This is a genomic window from Stutzerimonas stutzeri, from assembly GCF_019090095.1.
Classification (GTDB): Bacteria; Pseudomonadota; Gammaproteobacteria; order Pseudomonadales; family Pseudomonadaceae; genus Stutzerimonas; species Stutzerimonas stutzeri_AN.
This window is the reverse complement of the sequence record NZ_JAGQFP010000001.1, coordinates 1,541,965-1,567,893: the sequence shown is the minus strand read 5'-3', so window position 1 is coordinate 1,567,893 and position 25,929 is coordinate 1,541,965. Positions and strand designations below refer to the sequence as shown.

Here is a 25,929-nt window from a genome sequence, read left to right as displayed (position 1 = left end):
CCTGTCTGGATGGGTTCAGTTCGACCGAAGGCTGCCGACACCATTGCATGCCCGAGGCGTCCGTCTGCGAACCGGACACGGACCATGACGGTCCGCTGATGTATAAGCTCAAGGCTACGGATCATCACTGACGAGGTTTGGATGAACTCCCGTAACAACCTGGACGAATACCAACTCACGGTGCGCGGCTTGTCCGACCGCATCGTCGAGGCGCAAACCCCGGTGCGGGTGCTCGATGCGGTGAAGTGGGACGACAACGTTCGCCAAGCCTTCTTCGCCAGCGGCGGACGTGAGTTGCCGAAGGTCGATCGCGCCTACTACGAAGGCCGTCCGCTGTCCTTCGATTCCAGCGCGAAGAAGGAAGAGTTCCAGAACATCGAGCGTGATATCACGCGTCAGTTGGGGCAGTTCAATCCGGTTGGGCAGATCATGCGGCGTATGTGCAAGGAATACCGCATGGTGATTCGCATGCTCGAAGCGCGCGGCACCGCCGACTTTGGCCTGATTTCCCAGGAGCTCTACGGCGCGGCGTCCGATGCCTTCCATGCAGGTGATCCGACGCTCGCTGATCTCGGGCTGATGTTGTCCGATTACCTCAACAACATCGCCGACCGCGGCGACCTGAAGGACGAGGCCAAAACCCTCAACGCACCGCAGGCGGTGGACATGCTGCAGCGCCGGCTGGATCTGGTGTTCGGTGAAGGCGAGGGCGTGATTCGTGTCTTCGAGTCCGATGGCATCCTTGCGGACGCCGCGGCCGGCGCCGACTACATCAAGATCCGCAGCGACGCGATGTTCAACGAACGCGACGTGCGCGCGCTGGAAGTCCATGAAGGGCTGGTGCACGTCGGCACCACACTCAACGGCCAGAACCAGCCGATCTGTACCTTCCTGGCCAAGGGCCCGCCATCCTCGACCGTGACCCAGGAAGGCCTGGCGATCCTCATGGAGGTGATCGCCTTCGCCTCCTACCCGACGCGCTTGCGCAAGCTCACCAACCGCACCCGGGCCATCCACATGGCCGAAGAGGGCGCGGACTTCCTCGAGGTATTCGCCTTCTTCCGTGACGAGGGCTATGGCGAGGACGAGTGCTACAGCAACGCCAGCCGGGTCTTCCGCGGCTCGCTGCCCGGCGGGTTGCCCTTCACCAAGGACCTGTCCTACCTGAAGGGCTTCATCATGGTCTACAACTACATCCAGCTGGCCGTACGCAAGGGCAAGCTGGAACAGATTCCGCTGCTGTTCTGCGGCAAGACCACGCTGGAGGACATGCGTACCCTGCGCCAGCTGGTCGAGGAGGGCATGGTCGTTCCGCCCAAGTACCTGCCGCAACAATTCCAGGACCTCAACGCGCTGTCGGCCTGGATGTGCTTCTCGAACTTCCTCAACCACCTGAGCCTGGATCGGATCGAGGCCGACTACGCCAACATCATCTGATGGCAGCGATAAAAAAGCCGGAGCAGGTGCTCCGGCTTTTTTGTGGCCGTGCGGCAGTCAGAACAGCGTGCGCGGCAGGTAGGTGGCGATCTCGGGGAACACCATGATGATGCCCATGCCGATGATGTTGACGATCACGAAGGGGATCACCGACCAGTAGATGTCCTTCATGGTGATGCCGGGCGGGACGATGCCTTTCAGATAGAACAGGTTGAACCCGAACGGTGGCGTCATGTAGCCGATCTCCATGTTGATCACGAACAGCACGCCGAACCAGATCGGGTCGAAACCGAGCGAGGCGATGATCGGCAGGAACACCGGCAGCGTGATAAGCATGATGCCGACCGGATCGAGCAACATGCCCATGACGAACACGATGGCCATCATGAAGATGACGATGGCCCAGCGCCCGCCGGGCAGGTCCATCATCAGCCCTTCGATCAGCGACTGCGCGCCCATGCCCTGGTAGGCCGAGCTGAACGCGTGAGCGGCGAACAGGATCCAGGCGATCATGCCGGTCAGCTTGAAGGTGCGGATGGCCGCTTCCTGCAGGATTGGCCAGTTCAGCTTGCGGTACACCGCAGCGGAGATCAGCGCGCCGAACACTCCCATGGCGGCGGCCTCGGTGGGTGTGGTCAGGCCGCCGATGATCGAGCCGAGCACCATCACCACGATGCCGATGGGTAGCAGCACGGCACGTACTGCTCGCAGCTTTTCACCCCAGGTGCCGCGCTCTTCCTTCGGCAGTGCGGGCGCAAGATGGGGTTGCAGATACGAGCGGACCAACACGTAGGTGACCGTCAGCGCCACCAGCAGCAGGCCGGGCAGGACGCCGGCGGCAAACATCTTGCCGACCGACTGGCCACTGATCATGGCGTAGAGAATCATCATGATGCTCGGCGGGATCAGGATGCCCCAGCCGCCACCGGTATTGATGCAACCAAGCACCATGCGTTTGTCGTAGCCGCGCTCGAGCATGGCCGGCAACGCGATGGTGCCCATCGCCACCACCGCGGCACCGCTGATGCCGACCATGGCACCGAATACCGCACAGATGCCCAGCGTGCCGATCGCCAGCCCGCCGCGCATGCCCCCGCACCACAGATGCATCATGCGATAGAGGTCGCGCGCGACTCCTGTGCGTTCCAGCAACATCGCCATGAACACGAACAGGGGGATGGCCACCAGGGTGAAGCTTTCCATGGTGCCCCACATCTGCGAGGCGACCATGTAGAAGGCATCGACGCCCCAGGTGAAATAGAGAAACAGCACCGAGACACCGCCCAGCACGAAGGCCAGCGGCAGTCCAAGTACGAGAAAGAAGACCAGCGTCAGAAAGAACAGCAGCGTGGTGACTTCGATGCTCATCGGGCATCCTCCGCGTGCTTGGCGTCGTGGGCGGGCTCGCGACCCAGCGCAATGAGGATGTCCTGTAGCAGCTTGGCGATGCCCTGCAGCAGCAGTAACAGCGTGCCGAGCGGAATCATCGCCTTGATCGGCCAGATCGGCGGGTTCCAGGCGGAATAGGAGGTTTCCATCCCTTGAACCGACTCCCAGGCCATCGAACTGCCGAAGTACAGCAGCGCAGCCGTGAACAGGAAAAACATGCTCGAGGTGAAGATGTCCACCCATGCCCGCGTGCGTGCGCTGAAAGTCGAATACAGCAGGTCGACATTGACGTGGTCGCGATGCGCCATGACGTAGCCACCCGACAGCACCACGTAGGCACCGAACAGCATCTGGCCGAGTTCGTTGGTCCAGGAGGTTGGGCTCGAAAACAGGTAGCGCATGAAGACTTCGAGCAGTAGCAGCACGAAGATCAGGAAAATCAGGTAGGCGACCCAGCGACCGATGAATTCGTTGAGCCGGGTGATGCCATTGATGTAGGCATGAATCGCACGCATGACGAGCCCCACGAGCAAGGGTTGAGCGGATCAGCTGCTCGGCGCGGTCGGCCGCGCCGAGCAAGCGGGGTCAGAGGTAACCCAGTTCGCCAAGGAAGGACTTGAGCTTCTTCAGGGCCTCGGCGGCCTTGTCGCTGCGCTGACCTTCTTCTTCCCAGGTCTTCTGCGCGACCTCGCGCAGGCGCTTCTGCACGTCGTCCGGCAGCGTATTGACCTGCACGCCTTGTTCGGCCATGACCTTACGCAGCGTGACCTGCTCCTGGTAGAGGTATTCGTTGGTGCGATACCAGAACTGCTCGTCGAGGACCTGCTTTACGATTTCCTGGTCGCGCTCGGAGAGTTTCTCCAGTGCCTTCTGGTTGATGATGAACACATCGGTGCCGGCAATATTCAGCGCGGGCCTGACGTGGTACTTGGCCACTTCATAGAAGCTCATGCTCGCCGCGCCTTGTACCGCGCCCCAGTGCGCGCCGTCGACCACGCCGGTGTCGAGGGCCGGATAGAGCTCGCCACCCGGGAGGTAAGTAGTCGAGGCGCCGGCCTCATCGAGGAATTTCTGCAGCGCGCCGGACGAGCGGATCTTCAGCTTGGTGAAGTCTTCCCAGCTGTTGATCGGTTTCTTCACCACCATCTCGGTGGGGTAGACCTTGTCTGTCGACCAGTACACGCCGTATTGCGCGGCTTCGTCGCGGAGCATGTCCTCGAAGCCCATGTGCTTGTGGAAGTAGGACGCTTCCCAGACGTTCTGGAAGGCGAAAGGTAGACCCGAGGCGACGCCCGCCAGGGTCATCTTGTCCTGTGCATAGCCGGGGGAAATCGTGCCCATCTGGATGATGCCGCGGCTGACCGCGTTGAAGGTCTCCTGCGGTTTGAACAGGGCGCCGGACTCGAACAGTTGCAGCTCGAGGCGACCTTCGGTGCGCTGTTCGATCTGGTTTTTCAGACGCACCAGACTGTCTTTATAGGAGCTGCTGGCGCTCGGCCAGTGCGATTGCACGCGCCATTTGGTGACGTCGGCGGCGGTCGCCATCTGGGGGAGTGCTGCCGCTATCGCCAAGGCAACGAGGCCGGCCGGTGCGAGCAGCTTCTTGAACATGAATCTCATATCGCGTCCCTCTTCTTGTAATTGTCTGGCGGAAGCCTGCGCTGCATGGCTTATGTTTCGCAGAGCAAAACTGTTTTCTGCAAAGCCGTCTGAAAACTACCATAGCGGACGCTATTTTCAACCGCTAGCAGAAGGCTACTGCGTCGTCATGCTTGTTTCACGGTATGTCGAATGCCACGACAGGCCTTACATTCGGCCTGCCGCCATTGATCTTAGACGGTCCCGTTTGTGGGGCGTCATAATTCTGCCTGATGGAACTTAATTTCGAATTGACGCATCGTTGTGGCCATGCCAGCTTCAAAAAAGACTCAGTACAAGAACAATCGAGAGGACAGGCTATGCGTCTTCATGCTGGAAACGCCATGAGCGGAGCGCGCGCCCCGGCGGCCATCGCAGGCCCGAGGGCTGTGAGATGACCGACCCGCATCAGCCGTTGCCCGCAGACGACAGTCGGCCCCGGCAGTTGCCGATCAGCGGCGGCAAGGACCTGCCGGGCTTTCATCAGGTGCTCGGTTACCGTCAGGTCAGCTGGAGCGAAGACGAAGCGGTGATCGAACTGGACGTGCAGGCCTGTCACCTGAACATGGCCGGCGTGCTGCATGGCGGGGTGATCACCGCATTGCTCGATGTGGTGCTGGCCGAGGCGGGGACCTATTGCCCGTATCCCGGGCGCGTTCGCAAGGCCATCACCCTGGTGCTCAACACCACCTTTACCGGCCAATGCTCGGGTGGCGTGATTCGCGCCATCGGTCGACGACGTGCCGGTGGCAGCCGAATATTCAACAGCTCCGGAGAGATACGCGACAGCGAGGATCGCCTGCTGGCTATCGGCGAAGCGACCTTCCGCCTGCGTTCCGGCAGCGAGCATCCTCAGGGTGTCCCGATGGATTTTCCGATGCAGAACGACAAGGAAAACGGCGATGTATGAACTGACCGGTAAAGCGCTGGAGCTCCAGCAACAGCTGACGGCGTTCATGGATGAGCACATCTACCCCAACGAGCCCCTTTTTCACCAGCAGATTGCCGAGGCCAGCAATCGCTGGGCGCCGCCGCCCATTCTCGAGACCCTCAAGAGCAAGGCGCGAGCGCAGGGGCTTTGGAACCTGTTCCTGCCGCAAAGCGAGCACGGCGCCGGGCTGACCAACTTCGAATACGCCCATCTCTGCGAAATCATGGGCCGATCCCATGTCGCCGCCGAGGTCTTCAACTGTTCGGCGCCGGATACCGGCAACATGGAGGTGCTGGCGCGCTATGGCACGCCGGAGCAGCAAGAACAATGGCTCAAGCCGCTGCTCGACGGTGAGATTCGCTCCTGCTTTTCCATGACCGAACCCGAGGTCGCGTCCTCGGATGCGACCAACATCGCCTGCGAGATCCGCCGCGAAGGCGACGAGTACGTCATCAACGGGCAGAAGTGGTGGTCCTCAGGCGCGATGACCACCACCTGCAAGATCGCCATCGTGATGGGCAAGACGGACCCGGGCGCCGAGCGGCATCGGCAGCAGTCGATGATCCTCGTGCCGCTGGATACGCCCGGCGTGAACATCGTCCGTGCGCTCAACGTCTTCGGCTACGACCACGCACCCCATGGCCATGCCGAGATTCATTACGACAACGTCCGTGTGCCGGCCGGCAACATGCTGCTCGGCGAAGGCCGCGGCTTCGAGATCGCCCAGGGGCGGCTCGGCCCGGGCCGCATTCACCATTGCATGCGCACCATCGGCGTGGCCGAGCGTGCCTTGCAAGCCATGTGCGAGCGGGTGCATTCGCGCGTCGCGTTTGGCAAGCCGCTGGCGGACTTCGATTCGATCCGCAAGGACATTGCCCGTTCGCGTATCGAAATCGAACAGACGCGCCTGCTGACGCTTAAAGCGGCGCACATGATGGACACCGTCGGCAACAAGGTGGCGCGCCAGGAGATCGCGATGATCAAGGCGGCCGCGCCGAGCATGGCGCTGCGCGTGCTCGATCGCGCCATTCAGGTGCATGGCGCCAAGGGCGTCAGCCAGGACAGTTTCCTGGCCGCGGCTTGGGCACACCAGCGCACGCTGCGACTGGCCGACGGCCCGGACGAGGTGCACCTGGACAGCATCGCCAAACTGGAACTGAAGAACTACGCCAGCACACGCTGAGCGTCCCACCAAAACAACAAGAAGGATGCCGTCCGATGAGCAATCCATTATTCGACCTGACCGGCAAGGTCGCGCTGATCACCGGTTCGACCCGTGGCATCGGCCGCGCCATCGCCGAGGAAATGGCCCGTTGCGGCGCGCGCGTGGTGATCTCGAGCCGCAAGGCCGATGCCTGCGAAACGGTGGCCGCCGAGCTGAAAGCCGCAGGCTTCGAGGCCATCGCCGTGCCCTGTCACGTGGGCCGCAAAGAAGACCTGCAGCGCCTGGTCGATACCACCCTGCAGACCTGGGGACGCATCGACGTGCTGGTCTGCAACGCCGCCACCAATCCGGTCTACGGGCCGACCAGCGAGCTGACCGACGACGCCTGGGACAAGATCATGGACACCAACGTCAAGGGCACCTTCTGGCTGTCGAACATGGTGCTGCCGCAGATGGCCGAGCGTGGTGAGGGCGCCGTGATCATGCTGTCCAGCATTGCCGGCTTGCGTGGCAATACGGTGATCGGCACCTATGGCGTATCCAAGGCGGCGGAAGCGGCGTTGGCGCGCAATCTCGCGGCGGAATGGGGGCCCAAGGGCATCCGCGTCAATGCCATCGCGCCGGGGCTGGTGCGTACCGATTTCGCCAAGGCGCTGCTCGATGACCCCGAGCGGGTCCGCCGCGCCGCGGAAAAGACCCCGCTGCGCCGGATTGGCGAACCGGTGGACATTGCCGGGCTGGCGGTGTTTCTCGCCGCACCCGCCAGTGCCTATATCACCGGACAGGTGATCGTCGCCGACGGTGGTGAAACCGCATGCTGAGGGCACAGCGATGAGCGAACCCGAGCTGATCGACGTGCTGCCGGCGCATCGATTCGATGAGGCGGCGCTGGCTCGCTACCTGCACCAGCACCTGCCGCGGATGGGCGACGACCTGCTGATTCGCCAGTTCCAGGGCGGTCAGTCGAACCCCACCTACCTGTTGGAAAGTGCCGGGCGCCGTTACGTCTTGCGCAAAAAGCCGCCGGGCAAGGTATTGCCGTCCGCGCATATGGTCGAGCGCGAATACCGGGTGATCCGCGCGCTGGCCGAGCACACCGCTGTTCCGGTGCCGCCGGTGCATCTGCTGTGCGAAGACGAAGGCATCATCGGGACCGCCTTTTATGTGATGGATCATGTCGAAGGACGGATATTCAGTCATCCGGCCCTGGAGGAACTGCCCGCGGCCGAACGCCAGCCGATCCATCTGGCGGCCATCGATACCCTGGCCGGGCTGCATCAGGTCGACGTCGAGGCCGTGGGCCTCGGTGACTTCGGCAAGGCTCAAGGCTATTTCGCTCGCCAGGTGAAGCGCTGGTCCGGCCAATACCAGGCCTCGCGTACCGGCGACATGCCCGACATGGACCAGCTGATGCAATGGCTGCCGGAGCAGGTGCCGCAGCGCGACGAATGCGCCATCGCCCATGGCGACTATCGCCTCGGCAATCTGATCTTCGCACCGGGCGAGGCGAGGGTCGCGGCGATTCTCGACTGGGAGCTGTCCACCCTCGGCCATCCGTTGGCCGATCTGGCCTACTTCTGCCTGCCGTACCACTTGCCGGCCGGCGTCGAGGGCCTGCGCGGCCTGGTTGGTAGCGATCTGCCAAGCCAGGGGATACCGTCCGAGCAAACGGTACTGGCGCGGTACTGCCAGCAGAGCGGCCGCGAGGGCATCGATGACTGGCATGTCTTCGTGGCCTTTTCGCTGTTCCGGCTCGCCGCGATTCTGCAGGGCGTCTATGCGCGGGCCTTGCAGGGCAATGCCAGCAACGCCGATGCGCTGCAGGTCGGCCAGCGCGCCGGCCTGCTCGCCGAGGCCGGCTGGCGCATCGCGCAACGCGGTGGCCGGGGAGAATCGATATGAGTGCGCCCTTGCTGCGCCGCGTCCTGCTGACCAACGACGACGGCATCGCCGCACCCGGACTGGCCCTGCTCGAACGGATCGCCGCGCGACTGGCCGAAGAGGTCTGGGTGGTCGCGCCGGAACACGACCAGAGCGGCACGGGGCAGGGCATCTCGGTGCATGCGCCCTTGCGCGTCTATCGCCATGGCGAGCGGCGCTTCGCGGTGTCCGGCACGCCGTCGGACTGCGTGATGTTCGCCATGGCTGAATGGCTGCAGGCCTCACCACCGGACCTGGTGCTGTCGGGCATCAACAGCGGGGCGAACATCGGCGACTCGGTGCCGTACTCGGGCACGCTGGGGGCGGTGCTCAGTGCCGATCTGCTGGGGCTGCCGGCGATGGGCCTCAGCCAGGCCTTTCACGACCGCAGCCGGATCGACTGGTCCTCGGTCGAAACCCATGGCGAGGCCCTGATTCGGGCGCTCTGGGCACGTCGCGATAACGACGCCTGCTGCTGGAATCTGAATTTCCCCGCGTGCGCCGCCGAAGCGGTCAGCCATGTGCGCATGACCCGGCAATCGCGCGGCTCGATCACCCAGCCGCGCCTGCAGGCTGGCCATGACGGCCGCGGGCTGCCGTACTGGTGGCTTGGTTTCGAGCATTCCTCGGCGCACCTGGTCGATCCGGAGCTCGATGTCTGCGCGCTGCGCGAAAAACGCATTGCCATCACCCCCCTGCGCGACACGCGCGGCTGGTTGGCGTGGGGCGAAGAACGGGCCATGGCCGAACTGGCCCCTTAACCGCAATTCAGGAGTTGAGTCATGTTCACTCGTCATCACGCCGTCTGGCCCGAGGATTTGCCCAAGCACCTGACGGTGCCGGAAACCAGCCTGTTCGCCAACCTGGAAATGTCTGCCCGGCGCTTCCCGAACAAGACGGCCATCGTCTATTACGACACCCTGATCACCTACCGCGAGCTGCTGCACGAGGTCGAGGCCATGGCCGGCTACCTGCAGCACCTGGGTGTGGCCAAGGGTGACCGGGTACTGCTTTACATGCAGAACTCGCCGCAATTCACCATTGCCTATTACGCGATTCTGCGCGCCGACGCGGTGGTGGTGCCGGTCAACCCGATGAACCACAGCGCCGAGCTCGAGCACTACCTGCACGACACCGGCGCGGCCGTATGCCTCTGCGGCCAGGAGCTGACCGGTTTTATCGCCCCCCTGGTCGGTACGGCGCAGCTGCGCCACGTCATCGTCGCGACCTACTCCGATTACGTGCGCCAGCCCACCGACCTGGCGCTGCCGGCCGAGGTCCAGGCGCCCGTCGCCACACCGACTTTCGCTGGTGGCATCGCCTGGCGCGCGGCAATCGCGGCCGGCCACGCGCCCGGTCCGCACACGGCGGGCCCGGACGACCTTTGCGTCTTTCCGTACAGCTCCGGCACCACCGGCGCACCCAAGGGCTGCGTGCATACCCATCGCTCGGCCATGGCCACCATCATTCACCGCGTGGTCTGGACCAACAGCACCAGCGAGTCGGTGATCCTCGCCACGCTGCCTTACTTTCACGTCACTGGCATGCAGGGCGCCATGAGCGGGCCGATCTACAACGGCGGCACTGCCGTGATCATGACCCGCTGGGACCGCAAGGTCGCCGCCCAGCTGATCGAGCGACACCAGGTCACCGGCTGGGTCAACATCGCCACCATGGCGATCGATTTCCTCTCCGATCCGGAGCTGGAACGCTACGACCTCTCGAGTCTTGTCAGCGTCGGCGGCGGCGGTGCGGCCATGCCCAAGGCGGTGGAGGAGAAGCTGCATCGGCTCACCGGCCTGCGCTACATCGAGGGCTATGGACTGTCGGAGACCATCGCCGCGACCCATATCAATCCGGTGCCGCGGCCCAAGGCGCAGTGCCTCGGGATTCCGGTGTTCGATGTGGACAGCCGCGTCATCGATCTGACTACCGGGCAGGAGCTCGGCCCCAATGAGGTCGGGGAGATCATCAGCCGCGGGCCGCAACTGTTCCAGGGCTACTGGAACCGCCCGGAAGAAACCGAGCGCGCGTTCATCGAGCTGGACGGCCACCGATTTTTCCGCACAGGCGACATGGGCTACTACGATGAAGAGGGTTATTTCTTCCTGGTCGACCGCGTCAAACGAATGATCAACGCGTCCGGCTTCAAGGTCTGGCCGTCGGAAGTGGAAAGCTTGATGTACCGCCACCCGGCGATCCAGGAATGCTGCGTGATCTCCTGTCCCGATCCCAAGCGCGGCGAGACGGTCAAGGCCTGCGTCGTGCTGCGAGACGGCCAGGCCGGGCAAGTCAGCGAGCAGGACATCATCGACTGGTGCAAGGCCGAGATGGCAGCCTACAAGGCGCCGGTCTACGTCGAGTTCGTCGCCTCGTTGCCGCGTTCATCCACCGGCAAGCTGATGTGGCGGGCGCTGCAGGAAGAAGAAAACCGCAAACACGCCGCCAGGGCTGAACAGGCCTGACGGGCGCAAAGCAAGTTGCAAGGCCCGCGCCGGCTGGGCGCCTTCGAAACCAACGGAGCAGATGCAATGCAAGATTCAACCGCTACGAACCGGGAAGCCGAATGGCAGGTGCGCAAGGATCTGGCGGCGGCCTATCGGCTGGTCGCGCATTTCGGCTGGGATGACTTGGTGTTCACCCATCTCTCGGCCCGCGTGCCAGGGCCTGAGCACCATTTTCTGATCAACCCGTATGGCCTGCTGTTCCAGGAAATCACCGCCTCGTCGCTGGTGAAGGTCGACCAGGAGGGCCAGATCGTCCACAGCGGCAGCCTGCATCGCGTGAACCCGGCCGGTTTCACCATTCACAGTGCCGTGCATATGGGGCGGGAGGACGCCGGCGCGGTGATGCACCTGCACGCGCCGGATGGCGTGGCGGTGTCGGCGCACCGTGACGGGCTGCTGCCGCTGAGCCAGACGGCGATGCTCTGCCTCGATCACCTCAGCTATCACGAGTACGAAGGCGTGGCGCTGGACCTCTCCGAACGCGAGCGGCTGATCCGCGACCTGGGCGACAAGCGCATGATGATCCTGCGCAATCACGGCATCCTGACGGCCGGTGGCACGGTCGCCGAAGCCTTCACCTACCTGTATTTCCTGATGAAGGCGTGCGAGATCCAGGTCCGCGCCCAGGCGTGCGGTCCGACGCATATGCCGCCGGCCGCCGCCATCGAGACGACGCGTCAGCAATCGGCTGAGCTGGGCAGCGCTGCCAAACTGACCTGGCCCGCGTTGTTGCGCCAGCTGGAAGCCAACGGTCACGTCTATGCGATATAGCGCTACGCTAGCGCGATCCGCTTACCTGCCAGGGAATATTGCCCAGTGCCCATGAAGATTCTTTTCGTCGCCGCCGACCCCAAGCCCGAGCGCTGGACCGACTTGATCCAGCAGCATTTGCCGGACGCCGAGATCCAGGTCTGGAAGCCGGACAACCCCAGTTGGGGGGCCGACTACGCCATCGTCTGGCACCCGCCAGCGGCGCTGTTCGACAAGGAGCCGCAGCTCAAGGCGCTGTTCAACCTCGGCGCCGGGGTGGATGCGCTGGTACGGATACCGAACTTGCCACGCGATCTTCCGATTGTTCGCCTGGAAGACGCCGGTATGGCGGTGCAGATGGCTGAGTATGTCGCCTATCACGTCATCGGTATCAGCCGCGACATGGACTACTACCGGGACCAGCAGGCCGCGGGCCAGTGGAAGCTGCGCCGACCCATCGAGCGCAGTGAATGGCCGGTCGGCGTGCTTGGGTTGGGGCAGATCGGCCAGCGCGTCGCCCGCACATTCGCTGCGCTGGATTATCCGGTCTGTGGCTGGGCGCGCTCCGAACATGCCATCGACGGCGTACGCAGCTTTGCCGGCGAGGCTGGGCTCGACGGGTTTCTCGGACAGACACGGGTATTGATCAACACCCTGCCGTTGACCAACAGCACGCGCGATCTGATCGACTATCCGCTGCTGTCGCGACTAAGGCCCGACGCGGTGGTGATCAACGTCGGCCGCGGCGAGCATCTGGTCGACGAAGATCTCTGCCGGGCCATTGACGAGGGCAAGGTCGCCCGCGCGGTGCTCGACGTGTTCCGTGAGGAGCCGCTGCCTTCCGAGCATCCGTTCTGGCGGATGCCGCAGGTCACCATCACGCCCCACGTCTCGGCCCGGACCCTGCGCGAAGCGACCATCGCCCAGATCGCGGAAAAGATCCTGTCGCTGGAGCAGGGCCAATCCATCAGTGGTGTCGTCGATATCGGGCGCGGGTATTGATCGGCGGGAAGACCTGACAAGCTTCGCCCCGAGGTCGGGGCTCCCACAGTCAACGGCCAAGCGCCAAGCAGCCAGGCAGCTAGGCAGCAGAAGCCCCCGGCCTTTGTGGGAGCCGAGCCCTTGCGGCGATTGCAGGGCCGCAGGCCTGCCCGGATGCCGAGGCATCGGGTTAAGGACGTGTCCCGGCGTTGAATGAAATCAAAAGCCAAACGCTTCGCCCCGGGGGCGGGGCTCCCACAGTCAACGGCCAAGCGCCAAGCGCCAAGCAGCCAAGCAGCCAGGCAGCTAGGCAGCAGAAGCACCCGGCCTTTGTGGGAGCCGCGCCCCCGCGGCGAATGCAGGCCGCAGGCCTGCCCGGATGCCGAGGCATCGGGTTAACGACGTGTCCCGGCGTTGAATGAAATTAAAAGCCAACAGCTTCGCCCCGGGGGCGGGGCTCCCACAGTCAGCAGCCAAGCGCCAAGCGCCAAGCGCCAAGCGCCAAGCAGCCAAGCAGCCAGGCAGCTGGGCAGCTAGGCAGCCAGGCAGCTAGGCAGCAGAAGCACCCGGCCTTTGTGGGAGCCGCGCCCCCGCGGCGAATGCAGGCCGCAGGCCTGCCCGGATGCCGAGGCATCGGGTTAACGACGTGTCCCGGCGTTGAATGAAATTAAAAGCCAACAGCTTCGCCCCGGGGGCGGGGCTCCCACAGTCAGCAGCCAAGCGCCAAGCGCCAAGCGCCAAGCAGCCAGGCAGCCAAGCAGCTAGGCAGCCAAGCAGCCAAGCAGCCAAGCAGCTAGGCAGCAGAAGCACCCGGCCTTTGTGGGAGCCGAGCCCTTGCGGCGATTGCAGGGCCGCAGGCCTGCCCGGATGCCGAGGCATCGGGTTAACGACGTGTCCCGGCGTTGAATGAAATCAAAAGCCAAACGCTTCGCCCCGGGGGCGGGGCTCCCACAGTCAGCAGCCAAGCGCCAAGCAGCCAGGCAGCTAGGCAGCAGAAGCCCCCGGCCTTTGTGGGAGCCGCGCCCTCGCGGCGAATGCAGGCCGCAGGCCTGCCCGGATGCCGAGGCATCGGGGCAAGAACGTGTCCCGGCGTTGAATGAAATTAAAAGCCAAACGCTTCACCCCGCGCTCGGGGCTCCCACATCTGTTCAGTCCGCCGCGCCGTATTCGACCAGATACCGATCCCGCAGCTCGCGCTTAAGCACCTTGCCGATGGCGCTGCGCGGCAGTTCGTCAGTCAGCGCCAGGCGTGCCAGGCGCTGGGTCTTGCCGACGCGGCCGTTGAACCAGTCCAACAGTGTTTCGGGTGCTACCGCCTGGTCGTTGGCGAGCACCACGAAGGCCACCGGCGTTTCGCCCCAGCGGGTGGACGGCACGCCCACGACGGCCACGTCGGCGACGGCCGCGTGCTGGCGCAGGATGGCCTCGAGATCGCTCGGATAGAGGTTGAAACCGCCGGAGATGATCATGTCCTTCTTGCGGTCCAGCAGGGTGAGAAAGCCTTGCTCATCGAAGCGACCGACGTCGCCGGTGCGGATGAAGCGCTTGCCGCTGGGGTCGAACCATTCGGCTTCGGCGGTCTTCTCCGGTTTGTTCAGGTAGCCGGTCATCATGGCCGGTGAGTGTCCGACGATCTCGCCGATTTCCCCTCTGGGCAGTTCGTTGCCCTCGTCGTCGATGACGCGAATATCGTGGCCCTCGGCGGGTTTGCCGACGGTATGCAGTTTGTCGGGGTGCTCGTGGGCGGCCAGGATGCAGGTTCCGCCGCCTTCGGTCATGCCATAGGTGTCGACCAGGCCGCCCGGCCAGCGTGCCAGCACCTCGGCTTTGAGCGCCGCGTTGAACGGCGCGCTGGTGCAGAACTTGTAGCGGAAGTGGCTGAGGTCGTACCGGTCGAAGTCGTCGCGCGCCATGATCCGCTGGTACTGCACCGGCACCAGCATGGTATGGGTGACGCGATGTTGCTGGGCCAGCCTCAGGTATTGGCCGGCGTCGAACTTGCCCATCAGCACCACGGTGCTGCCCAAGGCCAAGGTCGGCAGGAAGGCCACCAACGTGGTGTTGGAGTACAGCGGCGTGGAAATCAGCGTGGTGGCATCGTCATAACCGTAGGCCGCGCTGCGGCGCACGTGGGCCCAGCGCATGGCGTGCGATTGCACGATGCCCTTGGGTTCTCCCGTGGTGCCCGAGGAATAGATGATGTTGAACGGCCAGTCCGGCTGGATCGTCACCGGTGCCGCCGCTGTGTCGCCGAGCCACGCCGATGACGCGTCGGCGTCGGCCTGATCCAGGTTCAGCAGCGGGCAGGGCAACCGTGCAATAACCGGTGCCAGATGCTCGGCTGCCGAGGCATCGACGAACAGCACCCCAGGCGAGGCATCGGCCAGCATGGTCAGCAGGCTTTCGGCGCTGGCGGAGGGCGCCAGCGGGGCTACGGCGATGCCGGCGCGCAGTGCGCCGAGGAACACCACGGCGTACTCGATGGAATTGTAGGCGCAGATCGCGACGCTGCTCCCCGGCGCGATGCCGTCGCGCTGCAGGGCTGCGGCGGCACGGTTCATCAACCCGTCCAGCTGAGCGAAACTCAGGCGGCGCTCGTCCTGGATCAAGGCGGGGTGGTCCGGGCGGCGCTGTGCCCAGTGCGCGATAAGCTCGGGCACCGTGGCAAAAGGCTGGTCGAGGCGAATGGTATCGGTGGGATTGTCCATGGCTGACTCGTCCTGACGTGTGAAGTATGGCGATGCCGTGCGGCGCACCGCACCGAAACAACCATCAGCGTTAAACGCCTGTGGGTGAAGCGTTATTCGCGTCGGCGATGCCGGATGATCAATGCCAGGCAGTCCGGATGGCACGCCGCCAGCGACGTCCGGTTTTCCGGCAGTTGGGTCGGCGCTGCCGGCAATTGCGGCGCAGCGGCGCGCCCTTCGCCCGCGGGGCTTGTTTTTGCGACAATGCCGCCTCTTTGATCAGGCGAGTCCGTCATGTCCGAACGCAATCCCATCCCGCTGATACTGACCGCCATCGGCAGCGTCATCGGCACCGTCGCGGTGCTGTCCTACTACGGCTACATGCATGTCGCCAAGCCGGAAGACGCGCTGTTGTTGGCCGATTACACCATGCTCAAGACGATTCCCGGCGAGGATTACCGTGTATCGCTGACCCCGGCCCCGCAGGTCGCCCAGTGCATCGATGGCGTGCTGGTGCTGTTCGACACCGAGCAGAAGGGGTTAACCGGCGTACTGGTCGACAGCCACAAGCGGGCCATTCGCTGCGTGGACCCATCCGCACCGGCTGCTGCGCAACCGCCGGCCAAGCCCTGAGGCTGCGGCTGCGCCTAGGCCGCTTCGGCTGCGATAAAAAAAGCCCGCCATGATCAGGCCAGATCATGGCGGGCTTTTTCGGTACGGCTGACGGTTGCCGCTATTCCATCGACGAGCGCGGCGCCACGCGCTGGTTGTCGTTGGAGATGGTCACCTCGACGCGCCGATTCATGGCGCGGCTGGCTGGCGTGTCATTGCTCGCCACCGGGTATTCCTCGCCGTAGCCGACCGTCTGGATACGCTGTGGATCGACTCCGGCACGGGTCAGGGCACGCATGACCGATTGAGCTCGGCGCTCGGACAGCTGCTGATTGTAAGACGCCGAACCGGTGCTATCGGTGTAGCCCTCGACCACCACCTTGCGCTCCGGGTTGTCGTTGAGGAACTCAGCAAGTTTTTGTACACCGCGCATTCCGGACGGCTTCAGCTCAGCCTTGTTGAGATCGAAGAGCACGTCGCCGAAGGTGACCAGCGTACCGCGCTCGGTCTGCTTGGCTTGCAGGTCTTGCTGTAGCTTGCGGATCTCTTCCTGTTGACGCTTGAGCTGCTGTTCGCGGGACTCGAGCCGGGCCTCTGCGCGCTTGGCCGACGCCTTTTCGATATTCTGCTCGGCAGTGCGCAGTGCGATGGTCTGCTCGGCGAGCTCGATACGGCGCTTGGCCAGATACGCCAGCTGATCGACCTTTTCTTCATCCGCGTCGTTCAGGTAGGCCTGGTTCGCCTTCTCCAGCATCTTGCCGGCGTCTTCGGTTTCCAGTGCCGCTAGCTGATTGGACCGGGGATCGGCCTGCAGTTGCGAATATTGTCCGCGTGCCTGCTCGAGATTCTGGTTGGGTTGCGAGGAGCAGGCGGCCAGCCCGATAGTCATGGCCAGCACGGTAGGGAGCGTCAGTAACTTATTCATAACCAATCATCCTGTGTTGAAAGCGTCGAGAATGGAACGGGGTGATTACTGGAGGCCGCGCATGCTTTCTTCGCGCAGCTCCTGGATCCCCTTGTTGGCGTCCTCTACGGCCTTCTGCGCCTTGGCAGCCTGAGCCTTGCGCTCGGCGACGCGTGCGTCCCACTCGGCTTGTTCGGCCAGCTTGCGCGCCTCGTCATAGTTTTCCTTCTGCATGGCCAGCTCGGCCTGCTTCCATTTTTCCCGTGCGTTGCGCATTTCGACCGCTGCATATTCGGTCGCGCCCGCGCTTACCGCGCTACGCACAGCCGACTCGGTAACGGCGAACTGCTCGTTCGGTGGATTGCCGGCACAACCCACCAGCAGCAGACCTCCCAGCGCAACGGCCGTCAGCTTCGGTAACTGAAATCGCGATAGTGGGCGCTCGATGGTGTTCGTTTTCATAGCCAGTCTCCAGTGGAAGATCGGGAACAGTGCCCGCAAAGCCGTGTGCCTAGCCCTTGATGGGGAGCTGACAATCAGAACGGGCATGTTTTTGTGAGGGCATCGGGCCGCAATCGTTCCAGCAAAAAGACAAACGAAACGTCTGGAGGGGGCCTGCTAGAGCTGTCGGACAAGGCGTGGAGGCCCATCCTGGCGGGGCCTCGCGGGGTGGGTACGACCGCGCTGGGGCGCGGCGCAGTCGTACTGGGCAGGCTCAGGATTGTGTCGTTTGCTCGGCCAGCAGACGCTCGAGGTGCTTGCGCGAGAGCGCGAGGAAACGCGGCGTCGGGCCGATGTCCTCATAGATCGGATCGCCTTGCTCATCGGTGGCGATCACCTTGGTGCCCTTCTGGTAGGGGAGGCTGGTCTCGATGCCCTCCAGCGCGGCGCCAACCAGTTCCCCCAGCAGTTCCTCGGTGCTGCGTTTGGGGTACATCTCCGCCAGCGCGGCCAGCCGTGCGGCGCTTTCGACGTCCAGCGGAATGGTGTATCGCGTGGCGCTCATGCGCCCGGTGGCGCTGCTTTCCCATTCACGGACCAGTTCTGAAATCTTCATCGAGCTCCTTCCTTAGCCCGCCGTAGCGGGCGGTAATGGCGAGTATGCGAGCGACCGTCGAACAGACTTGCCGCGCTATGTCTTGTCTTCAACGAACGCGCTGGGCACTCTGTTTGGAGGGTTCTTACAGCGTAGCCGTTCAGCATCGGTTGCATATCCATTGCGAGCCCTTGGTGGCGCGTCCGGGAGGCAGGAACATGGCGAAGATCGACGCGCGACTGCGCGAAAACGTACATCTGCTCGGTGAGCTGCTGGGTAACACTATCCGCGAGCAACACGGTGAAGCCTTCCTCGACAAGATCGAGCGCATCCGCAAGGGCGCCAAGGGTGCTCGTCGTGGCTCGGCCGATGGTGCCAGGTTGCTCCAGGAAACCCTCGATGGACTGGCCGACGACGAACTGCTGCCGATGACCCGCGCCTTCAACCAATTCCTCAATCTGGCCAACATTGCCGAGCAGTACCACCAGATCCGCCGGCGTCGACCCGGCGAGCCGGCACCGTCCGAAACTGGCGTGTTGGGCGGCTTGCTCGAACGCCTCAAGGGCGAGGGCTTTGGCCAGGAGTTTCTCGCCCGGCAGGTGGGGCGGCTGGACATCGAGCTGGTGCTGACGGCGCATCCCACCGAGGTCTCGCGGCGCACCTTGATCCAGAAATACGACGCCATCGCCGCGCAGCTGGCGGCGCGAGACCATACCGACCTCGGCGCGGCGGAGCTGGCCCGGATCGAGCTGCAGCTACAGCGGTTGATCGCCGAGGCCTGGCACACCGAGGAAATTCGACGCAACCGACCGACCCCGGTGGAGGAAGCCAAGTGGGGCTTCGCGGTGATCGAGAACTCGCTCTGGCAGGCCCTGCCGAATGTGCTGCGCCAGGCGGACCAGGCGCTCCGTCTCGGGACGGGACTGCACCTGCCGCTGGAGGCAGCGCCCATTCGCTTCGCCTCGTGGATGGGCGGCGATCGCGACGGCAACCCCAACGTCACGGCGAAGGTGACCCGCGAGGTGCTGTTGCTGGCGCGCTGGATGGCGGCCGATCTGTTCCTGCGCGATGTCGAAGGGCTGATCACCGCCTTGTCGATGCAGACCGCCAGCGACGAACTGCTACGCCACTCAGGCGAGTCGGCCGAACCCTACCGGGCGCTGCTCAAGGGATTGCGCGAGCGGCTCCAGGCGACACGGGACTGGGCCAGCGCCGCGGTCGAGCGCGATCAGCCGGCGCCGCCGGCGGTGCTGCACGATAACCGCGAGCTGCGCGAGCCGCTGGAGCTGTGCTACCACTCGCTGCATGCCTGTGGCATGGGCGTCATTGCCGATGGCGCTTTGCTCGACACCTTGCGCCGGGTCGCCGCATTCGGGCTGTTCCTGTTGCGCCTCGACATTCGGCAGGATTCGGCCCGGCACGTCGCGGCGATGGAGGAAATCACCGACTACCTCGGCGTGGGGCATTACGAACAGTGGGATGAACAGCGGCGCCTCGAATTTCTCCAGCGCGAGCTAAGCAACCGCCGTCCTCTGCTGCCGGCACATTTCCAGCCGTCGGCCGATACCGCCGAGGTGTTGGCGACCTGTCGGGTGGTGGCGCAGGCGCCGGAGGCGTCGCTCGGTTCCTATGTCATCTCCATGGCCAGGGGCGCGTCCGATGTGCTGGCGGTGCAGCTGTTGCTGAAGGAGGCCGGCTTGCAACGGTCGATGCGTGTCGTGCCGCTGTTCGAGACGCTGGACGATTTGAACAACGCCGGGCCGACCATCGACCGGCTGCTGGGGCTGCCCGGTTATCGCCAGCGCCTGCATGGCCCCCAGGAAGTGATGATCGGTTATTCGGATTCGGCCAAGGACGCTGGCACCACCGCGGCGGCCTGGGCCCAATACCGGGCACAGGAAAGTCTCGTCGAGGTCTGTCGCGCGCACCAGGTCGAGTTGTTGCTGTTCCATGGCCGTGGCGGCACGGTAGGACGAGGCGGCGGCCCTGCACACGCGGCGATCCTGTCGCAACCGCCGGGCTCGGTGGCGGGGCGCTTCCGGACCACCGAACAGGGCGAAATGATTCGCTTCAAGTTCGGCCTGCCAGACATCGCCGAACAGAATCTCAGTTTGTACCTGGCCGCGGTGCTGGAGGCGACCTTGCTGCCCCCGCCGATGCCCGAGCCGCAGTGGCGCGAAACCATGGAGCGGTTGGCCGAGGAGGGCGTCAAGGCTTACCGCAGCGTGGTGCGCGACGATCCGCAGTTCGTCGAGTACTTCCGCCAGGCCACGCCTGAAGGCGAACTCGGCCGCTTGCCGCTGGGCAGCCGGCCGGCTAAACGCCGCGCCGGTGGCATCGAAAGCCTGCGTGCCATCCCGTGGATCTTCGCCTGGACCCAGACTCGCCTGATGTTGCCCGCCTGGCTGGGCTGGGAACAGGCGCTGCAGGCGTCCCTGGCGAGGGGCGAGGCCGATCGATTGAAGGAGATGCGAGAACGCTGGCCATTTTTCACCACGCGCATTGACATGCTCGAGATGGTATTGGCCAAGGCCGATGCGGATATCGCCAAGCGCTACGATGAGCGCCTGGTGAGCGCGGACCTGCAGCCGTTGGGGTGTGATTTACGTGACCGATTGTCGCAGGCGGTCGAGGCCGTGCTCGGCCTGACCGGTCAGTCCGAGCTGCTGGCGCACAGCCCGGACACCCTCGAGGCGTTCAGTCTGCGTAACACCTACCTCGATCCCTTGCACCTGATGCAGACCGAGCTGCTGGCTCGCTCGCGGCAGCAGTCGCACCCAGCCGAAAGCCCTCTGGAGCAAGCCCTGCTGGTCAGCGTGGCGGGTATCGCGGCCGGATTGCGCAACACCGGCTGAGCGTACGCAACGGCGGTCTGGATGCGCCGAGAACACGTCATTCCCGCTGAAGGGCGACGTTTTCCCGGCTTCAGGCAGGGTGCAGTCTGGCCGCGACATGGGCCAGGTGGGCAGCTTGTCTGCTTTCTGTGCGCTGTGTATCGTGGTCAACCTTTTGTCGCATGGCGGCAAACCAGATTTTTTGATTCGCCAGAGGTGAGGGGGTGCAGACCAACGATCCTGGCGGCATCCCTTTGCAAAACTTGAGGACTCACTCCATGCGCGTAATTCTGCTGGGAGCGCCCGGTGCCGGGAAAGGTACACAGGCTCGCTTCATCACCGAGAAGTTCGCCATTCCGCAAATCTCCACGGGCGACATGTTGCGAGCTGCGGTCAAGGCGGGCTCGCCGCTGGGCCTGCAGGTCAAGGACGTCATGGACAGTGGCGGCCTGGTCTCTGATGAAATCATCATCGCGCTGATCCAGGAGCGCCTGCAGCAGCCCGATTGCGCTAACGGTTTTCTCTTCGATGGCTTCCCGCGCACCATTCCCCAGGCCGAGGCCCTGCGTGACGCTGGCGTTCACCTGGACCACGTGCTGGAAATCGCGGTAGACGACGAGGAGATCGTTGGTCGCCTGTCTGGCCGTCGCGTACATCCGGCCTCTGGCCGCGTTTACCACACCGAGCACAACCCACCGAAGGTCGCCGGTGTCGACGACCTGACCGGTGAAGAGCTGATTCAGCGCAAGGACGATCTGGAAGAAACCGTCCGCCATCGCCTGAGCGTCTACCACTCGCAGACCAAGCCGCTGGTGGCTTTCTACCGGAACCTCGAAACGACCGAAGGCACGCCCAAGTGCAGCCGCGTCGAAGGTGTCGGCTCGGTGGAAGAGATCACCGCCAAGGTGATGGCTGCACTCAGCTAAACGTTACTGCGCTGACAAACAACGGCCCGCTTTGCGGGCCGTTGTCGTTTCAGGGCGGGGCGGGTCGGAATAGATAATCAAGGGTCGTTCTCGGAGCAGCTTGCTTTCTCAGGTGCGCTAGCGTCAGTCCTCTGGTCTATACCAGTGGCTGATTCCTAAATAAGAAAAACGCAGGAGAGCGTATGAGAACGATGCAGACGTGGGTCGTCGGGCTGGCCATGAGTGTCGCGGCCCTGGGTGCAAGCGCCGCTACCGAGCTTCGGCACTGGCCCAGCGAGGCGGCGACGCAGATCGACAACATGATCGCTGCGAACGCCAACAAAGGCGCCTATGCGGTGTTCGACATGGACAACACCAGTTATCAGTTCGATATCGAAGAGGCCTTGCTGCCCTACCTGGAAATGAAGGGCGTGCTCACCCGCGAGACGATGGACCCGTCGCTCAAACTCATTCCGTTCAAGGACAGCGACGGATTCAAGGAAAGCCTCAACAGCTATTACTACCGCCTGTGCGAGATCGACGACCTGGTTTGCTATCCCTGGGTCGCGCAGATCTTTTCCGGCCTCACGCTGCGCGAGCTGAAGGGCTATGTCGATGAGGTCATGGCCTATGACAAGCCCGTGCCGATCAGCTATTACGACGGCGACAAGGTAGTGCAAGGCAGCGTCACGCCGCCGAAGCTCTTTACCGGCATGCAGGAGTTGTACAACCGTCTGCAGGAAAACGGCATCGAGGTCTATGTGATGACCGCCGCCAGCGAAGAGATCGTGCGCATGATCGCCAGCGATCCCAAGTACGGCTACAACGTCAAACCCGAGAACGTCATAGGCGTCAACATGCTGCTCAAGGATCCCAAGAGCGGTGAGCTCACCAGCTCGCGCCTGCAGATCAAAGCGGGCCGCTACGATCCGGCTGCCAACCTCGACCTGCAGGTGACGCCGTTTCTGATGAACCCCATGACCTGGTACGAAGGCAAGCTGGCGACGATTCACGGCTGGATCGACCAGTGGAAGATGCCGGTGCTGGTGGCAGGCGACACGCCGCTGTCCGATGGCTACATGCTGTTCAACGCCACCGACATGGACAAGGGCGGGCTGCGCATCTGGGTCGATCGCAAAGCCAAGTACACCCAGCAGATCAAGGAGTGGCAGGCCAGCGCGGCCAAACGCCAGGCTGAGCTGGGCCAGGCGGTAACTGCTGACAAAAACTGGATCGTGGTCAAACCCGACCAGATTCATTGATCGATCGCCTAGCGCTGCGGCGCTGGACCGCTCCGGGAAGCGGCCCCGCACCGGCCGCTTCCCGGTTGCTGGTACTGGCCCTGTTGCTGGCGACCCATCGCCGGACGGGTCGCAGCGCTGGCAAAAAACGACCTAAACCGTTTTAATGCCCGCCCACTCGGCAACCTGCATAACTCACCATGACCACTCTGTTGGCGCTGGATACTGCGACCGAAGCCTGCTCCGTTGCATTGCTGCATGAGGGCAAGGTCATCAGCCACTACGAAGTGATTCCCCGACTGCATGCGCAACGGCTGTTGCCGATGATCCAGACGATACTGGCCGAGGCGGGCATCGCCCTGTCGGCGGTCGATGCGCTGGCTTTCGGCCGCGGGCCGGGTGCCTTCACTGGCGTGCGTATCGCAGTCGGTGTGGTGCAGGGGCTGGCGTTCGCGTTGCAGCGTCCGGTGTTGCCCGTCTCGACGCTCGCCACCATCGCCCAGCGCGCGCACCGCGAACGCGGCGTCGAGCAGGTAGCCGCCGCCATCGATGCGCGGATGGACGAGGTTTACTGGGGCTGCTATTGCCTGCATCAGGGTGAAATGCAGCTGGCCGGCCTCGAAGCGGTGCTGCCACCGGAGCAGGTGAGTCTGCCGCGCGGGGAGGCGGGCCAATGGTTCGGCGCCGGGACCGGTTGGGGCTACGGTGCGAGGCTCGCGGTACAGCCTGCCGGGACCGATGCAGGCCTGCTGCCGCATGCCGAGGACTTGCTGACCCTGGCTGGCTTCGCCTGGCAACGCGGGGAAGCGGTGGACGCCGATCAGGCCCAGCCGATCTACTTGCGTGACAATGTCGCAACGCCCAAGCAAGCCCGGTGACAGGCGGCATTGCTAATTGGCGAGCGCCTCGCTAGAGTCGCTGCACTTCGACAGGTGAATGATGCGTCTAAACGGTCTCGCCCCTTCTGCCTACCCCATCGAACGCGCGCCCCAGCGGGGCAGCGCGCCGGTACCCTATCGCGAGAGCGAACGGGCGGCAGAGCAGGCGCGCGAGACGATCGTCACCCCGGCCAGCCAGACCGAATTCACCTACGAGCACCTCTCCCGGCCCACGCGCAGCGAATCTGCCGATGACGCGTCGGTGATCTCCGGCGATTTCATGCCGGCACGTTTCGAAGCCATGATGGAACGGCCACTGACCAGCCGCGCATCGCAGGCGCTGCAGAGTTATGGCAGCACGGCCAGCTTCACCGCCGACCTAGACGCCCACGAAGTACTCGGACTGGACCTCTATGCCTGAGGCATCCTGACCCGCGTTTTGACTCTTCCCTATTTTCTCGGTTGCCCCTCCTGGAACGACGCTAGCTGGCGTGGATCGCTGTACCCGCCGGGTTTGCCGGCCAGCGAGTTCCTGGCGCGTTATTGCTCGGTTTTCAACAGCGTTGAGGGCAACACCACACTCTATGCCTGGCCATCGGCGCAGAAGGTCGAGCGCTGGGCGACACTGATGCCCGAAGGCTTTCGCTTCTGCGCCAAGCTGCCGCGAGAGATCAGCCAGGCGCCGGACCTACGTGAAACAACGGATCTGATCCTGTCGTTCCGTTCGCTACTCGCCCCGTTGGGGCAGCGGGTCAGCCCGTTCTGGTTGCAGCTGCCCGCGACCTTCGGGCCGGCTCGCCTCGGTGAGCTGGTGCAGCTGATCGAGACACTGAACAGACCCTTGGCGGTAGAGGTGCGCCACCCCGCGTTTTTCGCCAAGAGCGAGGAGGAGCGAGCGCTGAACCGCTTGCTGTTCGAGCGGGGCGTCGAGCGCATCTGCATGGATACCCGCGCGCTGTTCAGCTGCCGGACGAGCGATCCCGCCGTGTCGCACGCACAAAGCAAGAAGCCGCGACTGCCGGTGCGTCCGGCGGCGTTCAGCGAATCTCCGCAGCTGCGTTTCGTCGGGCATCCCGAGCTGGAGGCCAACGATCGCTTCCTTGCGCCGTGGCTGGACAAGGTGGCGGGCTGGATCGAGGCGGGCAAGCGTCCGCATGTCTATCTGCATACGCCTGACAACCGGCTGGCGCCGGACCTGGCCATGCGCTTTCACCAGCAGCTCGGCGATCGGTTGCCTGGCCTGCCACCGTTGGCCGTGGCGCCGATGCAGAGTGAGTCGCAGCTGTCGCTGTTGGGTGGCGAACGTTGCGTGTGATGGCCCGCTAGCCGGCATCGCTGCAACCTTGGCGTACCGGTGTTGCCAAAATCGGCATGACTTTCGGCCGTTTCTTCCTGTTGCTGCTGCTCGTATCGGGCGGGTTCGTCTACGCGGTATGGCGTGGACACGTCGACATTCCGCCGAAGTGGAACCCCTGGGCGCCGCTGGATATTCGTGAGCCGCCGAACCTGCTGACATCGTTCAAGCTGCGCCGTTTGCAGGCGGACCCTGGGCTGTGCGAGCAGGCGCTGGCCAGCTCGGATCTGCAATACGTGGCCGTGCCGGACAGCACGCCGCAGCCTGGCTGTCCGGTCGAAAACGCCGTGCGCGTGACCGGCTCCGCGGTGCGCTTCAACGGCGCGTTTCTGGCGACCTGTCCACTGGCCGCGGCCTACGCCTTGTTCGAACGACACGGCCTGCAGCCGGCCGCGCAGCAGGTGTTCGGTCAGCCCGTGGTGCGTGTCGATCACTTTGGCAGCTTCGCCTGCCGCAACATTGCCCGCAGCAACCGGCGCAGTCAGCACGCGTCGGCCAATGCGCTGGATCTGGCCGGGTTCTGGCTGCAGGACGGCACGCGGATCACGGTGGCCCGGGACTGGAAGGGCGACGGCGACAAGGCGCGCTTTCTTCGTGAGGTCAAGGCGGCTGCCTGCGATGCGTTCAAGATCACCCTGAGCCCCGAGTACAATGCGGCCCACCATGACCATTTCCATGTCGATATGGGTGGCTTCGGCATGTGTCGCTGAGGCAGGCCGGCGCCGCCTCTGGCAGAATGCGGCGTTTTCCCACCACCGAG

Annotated in this window: 24 protein-coding genes; 17 read left to right on the top strand and 7 right to left on the bottom strand. The window is 64.0% G+C overall.

The features are described 5' to 3' along the window. Positions 1-141: 141 nt before the first annotated feature. Positions 142-1,437 carry a flavohemoglobin expression-modulating QEGLA motif protein gene (locus KVO92_RS06770; RefSeq protein WP_217474844.1) on the top strand — a complete coding sequence of 432 codons (1,296 nt, stop codon included), beginning with the start codon at positions 142-144 and terminating at the stop codon, positions 1,435-1,437. A gap of 57 nt (positions 1,438-1,494) precedes the next feature. Here the strand turns inward: KVO92_RS06770 and KVO92_RS06765 are convergent, their stop codons facing one another. The 3 genes from KVO92_RS06765 to dctP form a co-directional block, all read right to left on the bottom strand. After that, a complete protein-coding gene (locus KVO92_RS06765; RefSeq protein WP_217474843.1) occupies positions 1,495-2,805 on the bottom strand; it encodes a TRAP transporter large permease in 1,311 nt (436 codons plus the stop codon). Continuing rightward, on the bottom strand, positions 2,802-3,341 hold the full coding sequence (locus KVO92_RS06760) for a TRAP transporter small permease subunit (RefSeq protein WP_217474842.1): 540 nt from the start codon (positions 3,339-3,341) through the stop codon (positions 2,802-2,804). The genes KVO92_RS06765 and KVO92_RS06760 overlap by 4 nt, the downstream gene beginning before the upstream one ends. Positions 3,342-3,411: 70 nt before the next feature. Then, positions 3,412-4,446, bottom strand: a complete 1,035-nt coding sequence (gene dctP, locus KVO92_RS06755; protein WP_217474841.1) for a TRAP transporter substrate-binding protein DctP — start codon at positions 4,444-4,446, stop codon at positions 3,412-3,414. Between the two features lie 412 nt (positions 4,447-4,858). On the opposite strand from dctP, the gene KVO92_RS06750 reads away from it, so the two are divergent. The 8 genes from KVO92_RS06750 to KVO92_RS06715 all read left to right on the top strand — a co-directional run bounded on the left by KVO92_RS06750 (position 4,859) and on the right by KVO92_RS06715 (position 12,739). Continuing rightward, the gene (locus KVO92_RS06750; protein ID WP_217474840.1) at positions 4,859-5,374 is read left to right on the top strand and encodes a PaaI family thioesterase; all 516 of its coding nucleotides are present in this window, start codon (positions 4,859-4,861) and stop codon (positions 5,372-5,374) included. Then, entirely contained in the window at positions 5,367-6,578 is a 1,212-nt protein-coding gene (locus KVO92_RS06745) for an acyl-CoA dehydrogenase family protein (protein ID WP_217474839.1), read from the top strand. Before KVO92_RS06750 ends, KVO92_RS06745 begins: the two co-directional genes overlap by 8 nt. Before the next feature lie 35 nt (positions 6,579-6,613). Continuing rightward, a complete protein-coding gene (locus tag KVO92_RS06740) occupies positions 6,614-7,381 on the top strand; it encodes an SDR family NAD(P)-dependent oxidoreductase (RefSeq protein WP_217474838.1) in 768 nt (255 codons plus the stop codon). Between the two features lie 10 nt (positions 7,382-7,391). Continuing rightward, complete coding sequence (locus KVO92_RS06735) at positions 7,392-8,462, top strand: phosphotransferase (RefSeq protein WP_217474837.1); 1,071 nt, start codon at positions 7,392-7,394, stop codon at positions 8,460-8,462. Beyond that, positions 8,459-9,241 carry a 5'/3'-nucleotidase SurE gene (surE, locus tag KVO92_RS06730; protein ID WP_217474836.1) on the top strand — a complete coding sequence of 261 codons (783 nt, stop codon included), beginning with the start codon at positions 8,459-8,461 and terminating at the stop codon, positions 9,239-9,241. Before KVO92_RS06735 ends, surE begins: the two co-directional genes overlap by 4 nt. A gap of 21 nt (positions 9,242-9,262) precedes the next feature. Further along, positions 9,263-10,945, top strand: coding sequence for a long-chain fatty acid--CoA ligase (locus KVO92_RS06725; protein ID WP_217474835.1), 1,683 nt, complete (start codon positions 9,263-9,265; stop codon positions 10,943-10,945). Between the two features lie 66 nt (positions 10,946-11,011). Further along, positions 11,012-11,758: a class II aldolase/adducin family protein gene (locus KVO92_RS06720; protein WP_217474834.1), complete on the top strand. Its 747-nt coding sequence runs from the start codon at positions 11,012-11,014 to the stop codon at positions 11,756-11,758. Between the two features lie 51 nt (positions 11,759-11,809). After that, on the top strand, positions 11,810-12,739 hold the full coding sequence (locus KVO92_RS06715; protein WP_217474833.1) for a 2-hydroxyacid dehydrogenase: 930 nt from the start codon (positions 11,810-11,812) through the stop codon (positions 12,737-12,739). Positions 12,740-13,866: 1,127 nt separating this feature from the next. On the opposite strand, the gene KVO92_RS06710 is transcribed toward KVO92_RS06715, so the two are convergent. Beyond that, complete coding sequence (locus KVO92_RS06710) at positions 13,867-15,426, bottom strand: class I adenylate-forming enzyme family protein (RefSeq protein WP_217474832.1); 1,560 nt, start codon at positions 15,424-15,426, stop codon at positions 13,867-13,869. Positions 15,427-15,699: 273 nt separating this feature from the next. On the opposite strand from KVO92_RS06710, the gene KVO92_RS06705 reads away from it, so the two are divergent. Then, positions 15,700-16,038 (top strand): hypothetical protein, encoded by a 339-nt coding sequence (locus KVO92_RS06705; RefSeq protein ID WP_217474831.1) that lies wholly within the window; start codon positions 15,700-15,702, stop codon positions 16,036-16,038. A 100-nt stretch (positions 16,039-16,138) separates the two neighbouring features. On the opposite strand, the gene KVO92_RS06700 is transcribed toward KVO92_RS06705, so the two are convergent. The 3 genes from KVO92_RS06700 to KVO92_RS06690 all read right to left on the bottom strand — a co-directional run bounded on the left by KVO92_RS06700 (position 16,139) and on the right by KVO92_RS06690 (position 17,978). Next, positions 16,139-16,942, bottom strand: a complete 804-nt coding sequence (locus tag KVO92_RS06700) for an OmpA family protein (RefSeq protein ID WP_217474830.1) — start codon at positions 16,940-16,942, stop codon at positions 16,139-16,141. 45 nt (positions 16,943-16,987) lie between these two features. Next, on the bottom strand, positions 16,988-17,383 hold the full coding sequence (locus KVO92_RS06695; RefSeq protein WP_217474829.1) for a DUF4398 domain-containing protein: 396 nt from the start codon (positions 17,381-17,383) through the stop codon (positions 16,988-16,990). Positions 17,384-17,636: 253 nt separating this feature from the next. Next, positions 17,637-17,978 (bottom strand): pilin assembly protein, encoded by a 342-nt coding sequence (locus KVO92_RS06690; protein ID WP_217474828.1) that lies wholly within the window; start codon positions 17,976-17,978, stop codon positions 17,637-17,639. A gap of 197 nt (positions 17,979-18,175) precedes the next feature. Between KVO92_RS06690 and ppc the strand changes: the two genes are divergently transcribed. The 7 genes from ppc to KVO92_RS06655 all read left to right on the top strand — a co-directional run bounded on the left by ppc (position 18,176) and on the right by KVO92_RS06655 (position 25,879). Further along, positions 18,176-20,812 carry a phosphoenolpyruvate carboxylase gene (ppc, locus tag KVO92_RS06685; RefSeq protein ID WP_217474827.1) on the top strand — a complete coding sequence of 879 codons (2,637 nt, stop codon included), beginning with the start codon at positions 18,176-18,178 and terminating at the stop codon, positions 20,810-20,812. A 257-nt stretch (positions 20,813-21,069) separates the two neighbouring features. Further along, on the top strand, positions 21,070-21,717 hold the full coding sequence (gene adk, locus KVO92_RS06680; protein WP_217474826.1) for an adenylate kinase: 648 nt from the start codon (positions 21,070-21,072) through the stop codon (positions 21,715-21,717). Between the two features lie 191 nt (positions 21,718-21,908). Beyond that, a complete protein-coding gene (locus tag KVO92_RS06675; protein WP_217475445.1) occupies positions 21,909-22,958 on the top strand; it encodes a haloacid dehalogenase-like hydrolase in 1,050 nt (349 codons plus the stop codon). A 179-nt stretch (positions 22,959-23,137) separates the two neighbouring features. Continuing rightward, positions 23,138-23,815, top strand: a complete 678-nt coding sequence (gene tsaB / locus KVO92_RS06670; protein ID WP_217474825.1) for a tRNA (adenosine(37)-N6)-threonylcarbamoyltransferase complex dimerization subunit type 1 TsaB — start codon at positions 23,138-23,140, stop codon at positions 23,813-23,815. A gap of 58 nt (positions 23,816-23,873) precedes the next feature. Next, positions 23,874-24,236: a hypothetical protein gene (locus KVO92_RS06665; protein WP_254621303.1), complete on the top strand. Its 363-nt coding sequence runs from the start codon at positions 23,874-23,876 to the stop codon at positions 24,234-24,236. Positions 24,237-24,254: 18 nt separating this feature from the next. After that, a complete protein-coding gene (locus KVO92_RS06660) occupies positions 24,255-25,130 on the top strand; it encodes a DUF72 domain-containing protein (RefSeq protein ID WP_254621302.1) in 876 nt (291 codons plus the stop codon). A 56-nt stretch (positions 25,131-25,186) separates the two neighbouring features. Next, the gene (locus tag KVO92_RS06655) at positions 25,187-25,879 is read left to right on the top strand and encodes an extensin family protein (protein WP_217474824.1); all 693 of its coding nucleotides are present in this window, start codon (positions 25,187-25,189) and stop codon (positions 25,877-25,879) included. The last annotated feature ends 50 nt before the right edge of the window (positions 25,880-25,929 follow it).